Consider the following 12,872-nt stretch of genomic DNA (forward strand, 5'->3'; position numbering starts at 1 on the left):
GCGGCGGTCGGCGGTGGCGCAGCACGCTGCACAAACGCGTTTTTGTGCTGGCCCCGGAATCCGCTAGAGTTCAACACGTCACCGGGACGCGCGAGCCGACCGGGAAAGACAAGCGGACGTAGCTCAGTTGGTAGAGCGCAACCTTGCCAAGGTTGAGGTCGCCAGTTCGAACCTGGTCGTCCGCTCGCAGAAGGTGGGGGATCTTCCCGAACCCCCATCCCTGGTGGAGTGGCCGAGAGGCGAGGCAACGGCCTGCAAAGCCGTCTACACGGGTTCAAATCCCGTCTCCACCTCCAAGGACGATTAGCTCAGCGGGAGAGCACTTCCCTGACACGGAAGGGGTCACTGGTTCAATCCCAGTATCGTCCACCGGTCCGCAAGGACCCCCGCGCGATTAGCTCAGCGGGAGAGCGCTTCCCTGACACGGAAGAGGTCACTGGTTCAATCCCAGTATCGCGCACGCACTACACGCAGGGTCAGCCCTGCGCGATTAGCTCAGCGGGAGAGCGCTTCCCTGACACGGAAGAGGTCACTGGTTCAATCCCAGTATCGCGCACCAGCCGAAACCCCCGGTCGTCTCGACGACCGGGGGTTTTGTCGTGGGCGGTGCGGGTCAGCCGGTGAAGAGCTGGGTGGCCTTGCGGACGAGCTCGTACAGCCCGTAGCCGAACGGCACGGCGACCCAGAGCCAGACGAACACCATGAGCGGCTTACGACTGCTGGTGGACACGAGGGCCCCCTTCCGATGTCTCGTGGAAGCGTGCGTGGACCGGGCGGATGCATTCGTTGGCCACGAAGCCGACGACCAGCAGCCCGATCATGATCGTCAGGGAGGTCGTGTAGAGGCTGGGGCCGCTGTGTCCTGCCCGCTCCCCCGCGTCCGCGACCCGGTTGACGATCAGCGGGCCGAGTACACCCGCCGTGGACCACGCGGTCAGCAGTCGTCCGTGGATGGCGCCCACCTGGTACGTGCCGAAGAGGTCCCTCAGATAGGCGGGCGCGGTCGCGAACCCGCCGCCGTAGAAGGAGAGGATCACCAGTGCGCAACAGATGAAGAGCGGCTTGGAGTTGTCGCCCAGCTGTGCGATGACCACGTACATGAGCGCGCCCACGCCCAGGTAGATCCGGTACATGTTCTTACGGCCGATGAGGTCCGAGGTGGCGGACCACAGGAGGCGTCCGCCCATGTTGGCCAGCGAGAGCAGGGCGACGAAGCCGGCCGCGGCGGAGACCGACACCGGGGTGGAGGTGTCCGCGAAGAAGTCCTGGATCATGGGCACGGCCTTCTCCAGGATGCCGATGCCCGCGGTGACGTTCATGCAGAGGACCACCCACAGGCACCAGAACTGCGGGGTGCGCAGGGCGTTTCGGGCGGACACCTGGGCGTTGGTGACGAGCCTGCGGGTCTCCTGCTTCGGCTGCCATCCGTCGGGGAGCCAGCCGTCCGGCGGTACCCGCACGAGGAACACGCCGAGGGCCATGAAGGCCGCGTAGACGACCCCGTGGATGAGGAAGGCCGTGGCGATGCCCGAACGGTCCGCGCCGAAGCTCTCCAGCATCCCGGTGGACCAGGGTGAGGCGATGAGCGCACCGCCGCCGAATCCCATGATGGCGATGCCGGTCGCCATGCCGGGGCGGTCGGGGAACCACTTGATGAGGGTGGAGACCGGCGAGATGTAGCCGATGCCGAGGCCGATACCGCCGATGAAGCCGTAGCCGAGCACCACGAGCCAGAACTGGCCGGTGGCGGCGCCGAGCGCGGCGACGAGGAAGCCGGAGGAGAAGCAGACGAGCGAGACGAGCATCGCCCAGCGTGGGCCGTTGCGTTCGACGAGGGTGCCGCCGAACGCGGCCGAGAGGCCGAGCATGACGATGCCCAGCTGGAACGGGAGTGCACTGGCGGTGCCCGAGAGGTCGAGAGCGGATTCCAGCGGGGGCTTGAACACGCTCCAGGCGTAGGCCTGGCCGATGGAGAGGTGCACGGCGAGCGCGGCGGGCGGTACGAGCCAGCGGCTCCACCCCGGGGGCGCGACAGTTCGGGACCTGTCGAGGAAGTTCATGCACCCGCACTCTAGGCATGAGACATGGCCATGACTAGATCATGAACCGAAGTCCGTCGACCGTATGCAATGCGGGTCCGGGCACCGGGCCCGGACCCGCATTGCGGCACTGCCGTTCCGGCGGGCCGGGTCAGGAGCTGAACAGCATCCGGCCGAAGCCCTTGCGGTGGTGGTGGCCGCCGTAGTGACCGCCCTGGTGCGGCGCTCCCCAGGCCGGACCCTGCGCGGCGGGGTAGGCCGCCGGCGCGGGATACGCCTGCGGGGCGGGTGGCGCGGGCGGGGCCTGCTGGGCCCACTGCGACTCCAGGCGGGTCAGCGCCTCCAGCTCACCGTAGTCGAGGAAGATGCCCCGGCAGCCGCTGCACTGTTCGATCTGGACACCGTTGCGGTTGTAGGTGTTCATCTGGGCATGACACTTGGGGCACTGGATCATCGAGTGGGCTCCTCAGTCGGTGGCGACGTCGCCGGGATACGTTCCCGGCGGCGAACGCTCCACCCTACGACGGCTGTTCGGGCGCCCGCCCGGGCGGCAGGGACGCGATCCGGTCGCATGCGTCGATCATCAGTTGCTCCACCTCGTCCGGACTGCGGTCCTCCGCCACGGACTTGGCGAGTGCGAGGGCGGCTGTCTGCACCGTGAGCGCTCGCGCCACGACGTCGAGATCGGGCCACGGGTCCCCTCCGGCTCGTACGGCGGGGCCTCCTGACGCCCGGTAGGCGTCGAGGAAGCGCAGCCAGATCCCGGGCGGCAGCAGCCCGGCCGCGTACCAGGCGGCGGGCCGCGCCAGGTCCCAGGCGGGGTCGCCCAGACCCGTGTCGTCGATGTCGATCAGCAGCCAGGGGCCGTGGTGGGCGGGGTGCCGCACGAGCTGGCCGAGGTGCAGATCGCCGTGGCAGAGGAAACCGTCCCGGTCCCCGGGGAGCGGGTGCTCGGCGCGGGCCCAGCCGGGCAGCCCGCGCCAGGCGGCGAGCACGGGGGCGGTCGCAGGGTCGCCGGGCCGGGCGGCGCGCATCCGTGCCACGGCCCGGGCCGCCTTGACCGGCCCGCGCATCGGCGGGAGCGGATGGGGCGGCGGGGTCCGGTGCAGCCTGGCCAGGAGGACGGCGGCCTCCTCCCAGGGGGCGGCACCGGGGTCCGAGGGGTCGACGGGCGAGCCGTACGGCCAGAGACTCACCGTACGGCCGTCGGCGCCGCCAGGCGGCCCGTCCGGGGCGGGGAGCGGCGGGAGCAGGATCCCCGCCAGCAGGGGCGAGGCGGCCAGGGACAGGCGGGCCGCGAGGGCCGGCTGCTCCGAGTCCTGGGCGTGGGCCTTGGCGACGGCCCGGCCGCTGCGGACCACCGTGCCGTCGGGCCGGTCCGCGAGCACCTGGGGCGGGGCGCACGCGCACCGTGCCGCGCCCGCGTGGGCGCTGCCGTGCGCCAGGTCGCCCAGGGCTCGTACGACGGGGGTGGTGGTCATCGGATCGGCTCCCGCGGGGTGATCGGCCGGCCGGGGCCGGTGTCCCGGCGTGATCGTACGCGGCGGGCCGCCGCGAAAAGGGTCCGGACAGCGCGATGTCCGGCCAGCTCCCCAGCTGGCCGGACAAACGCTGCCGTCCGCCGCACCCCCGTCCCCACGGGGCTGTTGGCCGGATGTCCCGGTCCGGACCGCTCTCCCGGACCTGGGGCGCCGCTCAGCGCCCCAGCATCACGCCCACGGACGACGCCTGTGTGACCACTGCGTCCCAGCCGCCGAAGACGACGACCAGCAGGGCCGCCAGGGGAAGGACCATGGCTGTCGCCACCAGCGGGTGGCGCGTGCCGGACCGGCGTACGCCGAACGCGGCGTATGCCCTGCGCCCCTGCGTGCGGATGATCGTCCGCGTGGCCGTGTCCGCCATGGTTCCTCTCCTGACCTGTTCCGGAGCGGCGGGCGTCTGGCCTCGGGGGACGAGTTCCGCACCCGCCGCTTGACTTCAACATTAGGGAGACGGGCACCTGGTGGCGTCATGCCCGCGTACCGAATACCGGGCCTCCCGGAGGATGAGCCGACCGCCTTCCGTGTACTCCTCTGGGTGGAGATCAGGCGTCAGTCCTTGGGGTCATCCCCGAGGGGGCGCTCGGAGGCGTCCTCCCGGGGGACCGGCTGTTCGACCAGGGCGAGCACCCTGGTCGGTCGCCATGAAGCGGGCGGTACGGACAACTGATCCGATGGGGGCACCGCCCATGCCGTCAAGGCTATGGGGGAGGGTGACTTCACTCACTTCCACCACACCCCGGCGGACCGCTGTCTCCACCCGTCGGCCTGCTCTGGAGGCCACCGCTCCGTACGTCCTGGTCGTGTCGCCCGCGTCCATGACCATTTCCACGCGATCACCCTTCGTTGATCCAATCCCCCTTACGCGACGGTCATTTGAGATCTCGCACGCGTCACGGAGCCCGGATCTCCGGCTCCCTGACCACTCCTCAATCCTCCCGTCGGGCACTGACAATCGATGGGCCGACGAGGGCGCGGCCTCTGAGCGCGCCGCGCCACGGGTACGTAAGCTGTGCCTCGTCAGGCGGACCGGCAGCGGGGATGGACAGACGATGGCGATGATGCGGCTCCGGCGCGAGGACCCGCGTCTCGTCGGCTCGTTCAGGCTGCACCGGCGGCTCGGTGCGGGCGGCATGGGCGTCGTCTATCTGGGATCCGACCGCAGGGGCCAGCGGGTGGCGCTCAAGGTGATCCGGCCGGATCTGGCGGAGGACCAGGAATTCCGCTCCCGCTTCGCGCGCGAGGTGTCCGCCGCCCGCAGGATCCGCGGCGGCTGCACCGCGCGGCTGGTGGCCGCCGATCTGGATGCGGACCGGCCGTGGTTCGCCACGCAGTACGTGCCGGGCCCCTCGCTGCACGACAAGGTCGTCGAGGAGGGCCCGCTGCCGGCCGCCGAGGTCGCCTCGATCGGGGCGGCTCTCTCGGAGGGCCTGGTGGCGGTCCACGAGGCGGGTGTCGTCCACCGTGACCTGAAGCCCTCCAACATCCTCCTCTCCCCCAAGGGCCCCCGGATCATCGACTTCGGTATCGCCTGGGCGACCGGGGCCAGCACGCTCACCCATGTCGGTACGGCCGTCGGCTCGCCGGGCTTCCTGGCGCCCGAGCAGGTGCGCGGAGCAGCGGTGACGCCCGCCACGGACGTGTTCTCGCTGGGCGCCACCCTGGCGTACGCGGCGATGGCGGACTCCCCCTTCGGTCACGGCAGTTCCGAGGTGATGCTCTACCGCGTGGTCCACGAGGAACCACATCTGTTCGATGTGCACGATGCGCTCGCCCCGCTCGTACGGGCGTGTCTGGCGAAGGACCCCGAGGACCGGCCGAGCACCCTGCAGCTCTCCATGCGGCTCAAGGAGATCGCCGCGCGCGAGGCGCAGGGGCTGCACGAGCGCCGGCCGCCCGCGCAGCGCAGCGCCCAGGAGCTGGACCGGCCGACCGGCCGGCTCGATGGCCCGTACACCGAACAGGCGACCCGGCATACGGCCGGCGGGCATGCGCAGGAGCCGCGTGCCACGGGTGGGCGGCGCCCCGCGTCGCGTCCGGCGGCCCCTCGTACCGGCGGTTCGCAGCCCAGGGATGTCCGGGGCGGGCCGCGCTCGGGGCAGCAGCCCCATGGGCCGAAGGGCACGAACGGCAGGCCGGCCTCGCGGCCCGGTGTCCGGACGACCTCGGCGGGGAAGGGCGGGAAGCGGCGGCCGGCGAACCCGCGGCTGCTGCGTCAGCGGCTCGTCGTCTTCGTCGTGGTGACGCTGCTCGTCGCGCTGGGCATCGCGGCCGCCCAGGGCTGCCAGGGCCCGGCACGCGGGCTGGGCGGCACGCCGTCACAGACGTACGACGGGGCCGCCGTCCAGCCGGGGCAGACGGGCCGGGACCAGGGGGACCGGAGTCAGACCCCGTCGGGACGGGTCGCGTAGAAGGCGACCGCCGAGGCCGCTGCGACGTTGAGCGAGTCGACTCCGGCGTCCATCGGGATACGGACATGGGTGTCGGCCGCGGCGAGTGCCTCGGGCGTGAGGCCGTCGCCCTCCGTGCCGAACACGAGCGCCAGCTTCCCGTGCCGCCGTGCGACGAGTTCGTCCAGGGTGATCGACGTGTCGCTCAGGCAGAGCGCGGCGGTGGTGAAGCCGGCCTCCCGCAGCAGGCCGAGGTCCTGGGGCCAGGACGTCAGGCGGGTCCAGGGGACGTGGAAGACGGAGCCCATGGAGACCTTGACCGCCCGCCGGTAGAGCGGGTCGGCGCAGCGCGGGGTGAGCAGGACGGCGTCGACGCCGAGTGCGGCCGCGTTACGGAAGGCGGCGCCGAGGTTGGCGTGGTCGACGATGTCCTCGAACACGGCGACCCGGCGTATCCCGCCCTCTTCCGGGGACAGCAGCGTGGCGGCGTCGGGCAGTGGCTCGCGCCGCATGGAGGCCAGCGCCCCGCGGTGCACGTGATAGCCGGTGACGCGTTCGGCGATGGCCGGGGTGACCATGTAGACGGGTGCCGTGGCCTCGTCGATCACATCGCGCATGACCTCGGTCCACTTGGCGGAGAGCAGCATGGACCGCATCTCGTACCCGGCGTTCCTGGCGCGCCTGATGACCTTCTCGCCCTCGGCGATGAAGAGACCCTCGGCGGGTTCGCGCCGGCGCCGGAGCTCGACGTCGGTCAGGCCGGTGTAGTCGCCGAGGCGCGGGTCGTCCGGGTCGTCGACGGTGATGAGCTCAGCCACGGGGCGCCGCTGCGGTGCCGACGGCGACGACATCGCCGATGACGATGACGGCCGGGGGGCGTACCTCTTCCGCGATCACGCGCTCGCCGACGTCTCCGAGCGTCGCGTCGACCCTGCGCTGAGCGGCGGTGGTGCCCTCCTGGACCAGGGCCACCGGGGTCTCCGGCGGCCTGCCGTGGGCGATGAGGGCCTGGGCGATGGCGCCGATCTTGTCGACGGCCATCAGCAGGACGAGGGTGCCGCGCAGCTGTGCGAGCGCCTTCCAGTCGACCAGGGAGCGCGGGTCGTCGGGGGCCACATGGCCGCTGACCACCGTGAACTCGTGTGCGACGCCCCGGTGGGTGACGGGGATCCCGGCCGCGCCAGGTACGGAGATCGAGCTGGAGATTCCGGGGACGACCGTACAGGCGATGCCCTCGGCTGCCAGGGCCTGCGCCTCCTCCATGCCGCGGCCGAAGACGAACGGGTCGCCGCCCTTGAGCCGGACCACGGACCTGCCGGCCTTGGCGTGGTCGATGAGCGCCTGGTTGATCGCCTCCTGCGCCATGTAGCGGCCGTACGGAATCTTCGCCGCGTCGATCACCTCGACGTGCGGCGGGAGCTCGTCGAGCAGATCGCGGGGGCCAAGCCGGTCGGCGATGACCACGTCCGCCTCGGCGAGGAGCCGCCGGCCCCTGACCGTGATCAGGTCGGGGTCACCCGGGCCGCCGCCCACCAGGGCGACACCGGGAGCGCGGGTGCGGTGGTGCGGGGCGGCGATGGTGCCGTCGCGCAGCCCGTCCACGATCGCGTCGCGGACGGCGGCTGAGTGCCGGGGGTCGCGGCCCTGCGAGGTGGTGGTGAGGACGGCGACGGTGATGCCTTCGCTGCGGCCGGTGGCGGGGGTCCAGGCGGTGGCCGCCTCCGCGTCGTCGCTCCGGACGCACCAGGTGCGGGTGCGCTCGGCCTCGGCGGACGCGGCGTCGTTGGCCGCGGCGTCGGACGAGGCGACGAGGGCGTACCAGGTGTCGGCGAGGTCGCCGTCCTGATACCTGCGGCGTTCCCAGCGGATCTCGCCGGTGTCGGCCATCGCCTCGACGGACGCGGTGGCGGACGGGGAGACCAGGGTGATGTCGGCCCCGGTCGCGATGAGGGCGGGCAGCCGGCGCTGCGCGACCTGGCCGCCGCCGACGACGACGACGCGGCGCCCGTTCAGGCGCAGTCCGACGGGGTAGGCGGGGTGATCGTCATGCTCGGCCATGGTCGTGCGGGCTCCTCGTGCAGGGTGCGGTGTGCTGCGGGCCGCTGCGGCGGCGGAGCGGCGATGACGTGGGTTCTCGGGGTGGGAGGCTACTTCTCCGTGACTCCCGCGGAGTCGAACGTCGCCACGTCGTGCATCGCGCGGGCGGCGCTCTGCACGATGGGGAGCGCGAGCAGGGCGCCCGTGCCCTCACCGAGGCGGAGGTCGAGGTCGACCAGCGGGCGCAGGCCCAGCTTGTTGAGGGCGGCGACATGGCCGGGCTCCGCGCTGCGGTGACCCGCGATGCACGCGGCGAGCGCCTCGGGGGCGATCGCCCGGGCGACCAGCGCCGCCGCACCGGCGCTCACACCGTCCAGGATCACCGGCGTACGGAGTGACGCGCCGCCCAGCAGGAAGCCGGCCATGGCGGCGTGCTCCAGGCCGCCGACCGCGGCCAGTACCCCGATGGGGTCGTCCGCGTCCGGCTGGTGCAGGTCGAGGGCGCGGCGCACCACATCGACCTTGCGGGCGTGCATCTCGTCGTTGATCCCGGTGCCGCGGCCCGTCACCTCCGCCGGATCCATACCGGTGTAGACGCAGATCAGCGCGGCCGAAGCGGTGGTGTTGGCGATGCCCATCTCACCGGTGAGCAGGCCCTTGTTGCCGGCGGCCACCAGGTCGCGGGCGGTCTCGATGCCCACCTCGATCGCCGCGAGCACCTCTTCGCGGGTGAGGGCGGGGCCGGTGGTGAAGTCGGCCGTTCCCGCACGGACCTTCCTGGGGAGCAGCCCGGGCGTCGCGGGGAGTTCGGACGCCACACCGACGTCGACGACGCAGACCTCGGCGCCGACCTGGGCGGCGAAGGCGTTGCAGACGGCGCCGCCGCCGAGGAAGTTGGCGACCATCTGGCCGGTGACCTCCTGCGGCCACGCCGTGACCCCCTGGGCGTGCACCCCGTGGTCACCGGCGAAGACCGCGACCGCGGCCGGCTCGGGGACGGGCGGCGGGCACAGCCGGGAGAGCCCGGACAGCTGGGCGGAGATGATCTCCAGCATGCCGAGCGCGCCCGCGGGCTTCGTCATCCGCTTCTGGCGTTCCCAGGCCTCGCCGAGCGCCTTGGCGTCCAGCGGGCGGATGCCTTCGATGGTCTCCTGGAGGAGGCTGTGCGGCTCCCCGCCGGGCAGGGCGCGCCGGCCGTACGTCTCCTCGTGGACGACCCAGGACAGCGGGCGGCGTTTGGACCAGCCCGCCTGCATCAGTTCGGGTTCCTCGGGGAATTCGTCGACGTATCCGACGCAGAGGTAGGCGACGACTTCGAGGTGCTCGGGCAGACCGAGCGCACGGACCATCTCGCGCTCGTCGAAGAAGCTGACCCAGCCGACACCGAGGCCTTCGGCGCGGGCGGCGAGCCACAGGTTCTCCACGGCGAGTGCCGAGGAGTACGGGGCCATCTGCGGCTGGGTGTGCCGGCCCAGGGTGTGCCGGCCACCACGGGTGGGGTCGGCTGTGACGACGATGTTCACGGGCGTGTCGAGGATGGCCTCGATCTTGAGTTCCTTGAACTGCTTGGCCCGCGCCTTGGGCAGCGACTTGGCGTAGGCATCGCGCTGGCGCTGCGCCAGTTCGTGCATCGAACGGCGCGTCTCGGCGGACCGGATGACGACGAAGTCCCAGGGCTGCGAGTGGCCGACGCTCGGCGCGGTGTGCGCGGCCTCCAGGACGCGGAGGAGCACCTCGTGCGGGATGGGGTCGCCGCGGAAGCCGTTGCGGATGTCGCGCCGTTCACGCATCACCCGCAGGACGGCTTCGCGCTCGGCGTCGTCGTAGCCGGGGGCGGGGGCCGTCTCGGCCGGGGCGTCCTCGGTTGCTTCCTCGGCTGCCGGTGCCGTTGCTTCCAGGGGCCGGGGCTCCGGAATCACGGCGTGAGGGACCTCGGCCTCGGCGGGGCTCCCGACCTCAGGAACCTCGGCCTCAGGGGTCTCGATGATCTCGGGTCCCGTGCTGAGCTCGGACTCGGGCTCCAGCTCGGGCTCCGGCTCGGTGAGGAGCTGAGGTCCGGCCTGCGGCACGACGAGGGGCTCGGGAGCCGCCTCGGGTACTGCGACGGGCTCGGGCAGGGACTCGGGCTGCTGGGCGGTGACCGGCTGCTGCGGTACCTCCAGGGCCTCGGGCACGGGCGGTGCCGGCTCAGCCACGGGTTCGGGTGCCTGCTCCGGCTCCGGCGCAGCGGGGACGGCGGTCCCGGCGGCAGGCGTCGGAGAGAGGTGCGGGGTGGTGGGTACGGAGCCATCGACGGGCACGAACTGTCCCACCGGCTCGGCCGGGGCTGTGGTGGCCTCGACCGGCAGATCGACGGGTGTCTCGACCGGAGCGGGCACGTCGGCGGGCGCGGGAGCGTCGGCCGGAGCCGGCCGATGAGCCTCGGGCTCCGCCGGACGCTCATCGGCCGGACCGGTGGCCGACTCGACGGGAGCCTCCGGCAGCGCGGCGGCCACCGGCTCGGGCTGCGACTCGGGAGCGACCGTTTCTGCGGGCGCGACCGGCGCGACCGGCGCGACGGGCTCCACGGGAGCCACGGGAGCCACGGGCTCGGCGGGGACAGCGGCCTCGGCAGGGGCGGCCGGCTCGGCGGACACAACGGGCTCGACCTGCTCGGGTTCGGCGAGTCCAGCGGGCGCGACCGCCTCGGCGGGTGCCTCGGGCTCCTCCACCGGCTCAGGCACGGCAGCCTGCTCGGGCTCCACCACCGGCTCAGGCGCGGCCACCGCCTCAGGCGCGCCCCACGCGGACGCGCCCTGCGGCGGGATCTCCCCCAGCTGCGGGCCCGGCAGCATGGCCGGGTCGTCCGCCGGGAGGTCGAGGTACTCAGGCCCCGACGTCGGCGGCCCTGCGTGCCGCACGGGCACCGGGTTCTGCGGGCCGGCCGGCCCGCGGTCCGCGAGCGAGCGGACCACTCCGCCGGTCGGCGTACCCCCGTAGGAAGGTGCCTCGGTGGAGGCGGGGCCCCGGTGCAGCGGGCGCCTGGCCGGCGCTGCGGCCACCGGCACCTGCGCAGGCGTGTGCGCCTGGAACTGCTCGGACTGGCCCGTCGGTGCGCCCGGAGCGTCGCTCCACGCGCCCTGGGACGCGGGCATCAGAAGGACGTCGTCATCCTCGGGTGTGTGCTCGGAGGGTTCGAGGTAGGTGTAGGCGTCCGGGGCGGGGATGCCCGGCTGCTCCACCATGCCTGCGTTCTCCGGCAGTCCCTCGCCCGGGATCTGGCCGGTGTCAGTCATGCGTACCCCTCGCCCATCGTCAGTGCTCCTTCGCCCTTCGCCCGGGATGCCCGAACCACGGCACGCCGGCGCTCGTCAACAAGAACGAGCGGGCTCCCCGCGCGGCACGAAACGCGCGCGGAGGTGTACATTCTCGCGGCCGTTCGCCGCCGCGACAGACAGTTCTGCCCCGGCTCGCTGTGGACTACGCCACGTTGCGCGTCCCCCGGTTGTGCCGTACCACATCGCGGACCAAAACTGTCCACTTTTCCGGACATTGACGAACGAACCGTCGAACAGCCGGGCGCGGTACAACAATCGGTCAGCCTACCTCGCGCTCCCCCACGAACACCTCAGGGGGCGAGATCGGAACGCACCGCGGAGAGCATGAACACGACGGAGCGTTCGCGCTCCGTCCAGGCGGAAGTGTCCAGTTCGACGGACTGGAGCAGCGCGCATTCGACCGCATATCCGTTCTCCCCGAGCGCCGCACCCAGCGCCTCCGCCTCGTCCCGGTTCGAGGCATGGGTGACGATACGTTCCGGCCGCCGGTCGGCGACGGCCGTGACCACGGCCACCCCGCCGCCGCCGATGCGTACGACATCGGGTTCGGGCAGGCGCTCCAGGACGTGCGGGGCCGTGCCCATGACGACCTGGACGCCCACCTGGAAGGCGCGGGCCGCGGCGGCCGTACGCGCGCAGGCGTCCGGGTCGCTGTCCACGGCGAGCACGGCGGCCCCGAAGCGGGCCGCCTCCACGGCGAGGGCCCCGCTGCCGGAGCCGATGTCCCAGACCAGATCGCCGGTGCGCGGCCCGAGGCGGGCGAGCTGGGCGGCTCGCAGCCCGGGAAACTCGCCTTCACCGCTCTCCCCCGTACCGCCGTACGACGCGGGGGGCAGGGCCCAGCCGCGCACGGTCTCGGGGCGGCGGCCGGCGATCCAGGCTCCGGCGGCGGTGGTCTCGGGACCGCCACCGATGGCGATGACGACATTGGGGTCGCGCCAGGTGTGGTCGGCCGTCTTGTCTGAGGTCAGGACCGTGACCTGTTCGCGTACGGTGCCGAGCTCCTCGCAGATCACAAAGGTCCGGTGGATGCCTTCGAGCAGCAGTGCGAGCTCCGCGGGCCCCGCGCCGGGCGAGGTGAGCACGGCGACCTTGTGGTGAGCGCGGATGACGTTGACCGCGCGGCGCAGGGTGCGCGGGTGGGCGACGACGACCTGCGCGTCGTCCCAGGGCATTCCGGCGCGGGCGAAGGCGGTGGCGACAGACGAGACGGCGGGGACCACCTCGACCTCGAGGCCGTGCTCCGGCTTGCGCAGAGTGCGTACGACGCCGAAGAAGCCGGGGTCGCCGTCGGCGAGGACCACGGCGCTCCCCCGGTGCCCGGCGATCCTGCGGGCGGCCAGGTCGACGCTGCCGAGCCGGATCCGTTCCGCACGCTCGGGGACCTCGGGGAGCGCGAGGTGGTGGGCGGCGCCGGCGACGAGCGTGGCCGCCGAGAGTGCGCCGGTGGCCGCGCCGGTCAGTGGCGAACCGTCCCAGCCGATCACCGTGACCCGGTCGGCCATCGTCGTCATTCTCCTGATGTGTGAGCAGGCGGGGGCTCCGCGCGGG

At 72.7% G+C, this 12,872-nt stretch carries 9 protein-coding genes, 5 tRNA genes and 1 pseudogene; 6 read left to right on the forward strand and 9 right to left on the reverse strand.

The features are described 5' to 3' along the window. Positions 1-112 precede the first annotated feature (112 nt). From AB0C75_RS13920 to AB0C75_RS13940, 5 genes are all read left to right on the forward strand, one after another. A tRNA-Gly gene (locus AB0C75_RS13920) sits at positions 113-185 on the forward strand. Between the two features lie 37 nt (positions 186-222). After that, positions 223-296, forward strand: a tRNA-Cys gene (locus tag AB0C75_RS13925). A 1-nt stretch (position 297) separates the two neighbouring features. Then, positions 298-369, forward strand: a tRNA-Val gene (locus tag AB0C75_RS13930). Positions 370-388: 19 nt separating this feature from the next. Beyond that, a tRNA-Val gene (locus tag AB0C75_RS13935) sits at positions 389-460 on the forward strand. A gap of 24 nt (positions 461-484) precedes the next feature. Next, positions 485-559 (forward strand) — tRNA-Val (locus tag AB0C75_RS13940). A 151-nt stretch (positions 560-710) separates the two neighbouring features. Here AB0C75_RS13940 and AB0C75_RS13945 read toward each other — a convergent pair. The 5 genes and pseudogenes from AB0C75_RS13945 to AB0C75_RS13965 all read right to left on the reverse strand — a co-directional run bounded on the left by AB0C75_RS13945 (position 711) and on the right by AB0C75_RS13965 (position 4,403). Then, complete coding sequence (locus tag AB0C75_RS13945) at positions 711-2,060, reverse strand: OFA family MFS transporter (RefSeq protein ID WP_362890339.1); 1,350 nt, start codon at positions 2,058-2,060, stop codon at positions 711-713. A 130-nt stretch (positions 2,061-2,190) separates the two neighbouring features. Continuing rightward, positions 2,191-2,493 carry a zf-TFIIB domain-containing protein gene (locus AB0C75_RS13950; protein ID WP_362890341.1) on the reverse strand — a complete coding sequence of 101 codons (303 nt, stop codon included), beginning with the start codon at positions 2,491-2,493 and terminating at the stop codon, positions 2,191-2,193. A 64-nt stretch (positions 2,494-2,557) separates the two neighbouring features. Beyond that, complete coding sequence (locus AB0C75_RS13955) at positions 2,558-3,520, reverse strand: aminoglycoside phosphotransferase family protein (RefSeq protein ID WP_362890343.1); 963 nt, start codon at positions 3,518-3,520, stop codon at positions 2,558-2,560. Positions 3,521-3,734: 214 nt separating this feature from the next. Then, positions 3,735-3,941 (reverse strand): hypothetical protein, encoded by a 207-nt coding sequence (locus AB0C75_RS13960; protein WP_362890345.1) that lies wholly within the window; start codon positions 3,939-3,941, stop codon positions 3,735-3,737. Between the two features lie 188 nt (positions 3,942-4,129). Next, a pseudogene (locus AB0C75_RS13965) lies at positions 4,130-4,403 on the reverse strand (hypothetical protein). Between the two features lie 226 nt (positions 4,404-4,629). Here AB0C75_RS13965 and AB0C75_RS13970 point away from each other — a divergent pair. Next, a complete protein-coding gene (locus AB0C75_RS13970) occupies positions 4,630-5,988 on the forward strand; it encodes a serine/threonine-protein kinase (protein ID WP_362890347.1) in 1,359 nt (452 codons plus the stop codon). On the opposite strand, the gene AB0C75_RS13975 is transcribed toward AB0C75_RS13970, so the two are convergent. The 4 genes from AB0C75_RS13975 to cbiE form a co-directional block, all read right to left on the reverse strand. Beyond that, a complete protein-coding gene (locus AB0C75_RS13975; protein ID WP_362890349.1) occupies positions 5,961-6,785 on the reverse strand; it encodes an RNA methyltransferase in 825 nt (274 codons plus the stop codon). The genes AB0C75_RS13970 and AB0C75_RS13975 overlap by 28 nt on opposite strands. Then, entirely contained in the window at positions 6,778-8,025 is a 1,248-nt protein-coding gene (gene cobA / locus AB0C75_RS13980; protein WP_362890350.1) for a uroporphyrinogen-III C-methyltransferase, read from the reverse strand. Before cobA ends, AB0C75_RS13975 begins: the two co-directional genes overlap by 8 nt. Positions 8,026-8,114: 89 nt before the next feature. Beyond that, positions 8,115-11,279 carry a nicotinate-nucleotide--dimethylbenzimidazole phosphoribosyltransferase gene (gene cobT, locus AB0C75_RS13985; RefSeq protein ID WP_362890352.1) on the reverse strand — a complete coding sequence of 1,055 codons (3,165 nt, stop codon included), beginning with the start codon at positions 11,277-11,279 and terminating at the stop codon, positions 8,115-8,117. Positions 11,280-11,611: 332 nt separating this feature from the next. Beyond that, a complete protein-coding gene (gene cbiE / locus AB0C75_RS13990) occupies positions 11,612-12,826 on the reverse strand; it encodes a precorrin-6y C5,15-methyltransferase (decarboxylating) subunit CbiE (RefSeq protein ID WP_362890354.1) in 1,215 nt (404 codons plus the stop codon). Positions 12,827-12,872: the final 46 nt, after the last annotated feature.

The organism is Streptomyces sp. NPDC048565, from assembly GCF_040650935.1.
Taxonomy (GTDB): domain Bacteria; phylum Actinomycetota; class Actinomycetes; order Streptomycetales; family Streptomycetaceae; genus Streptomyces.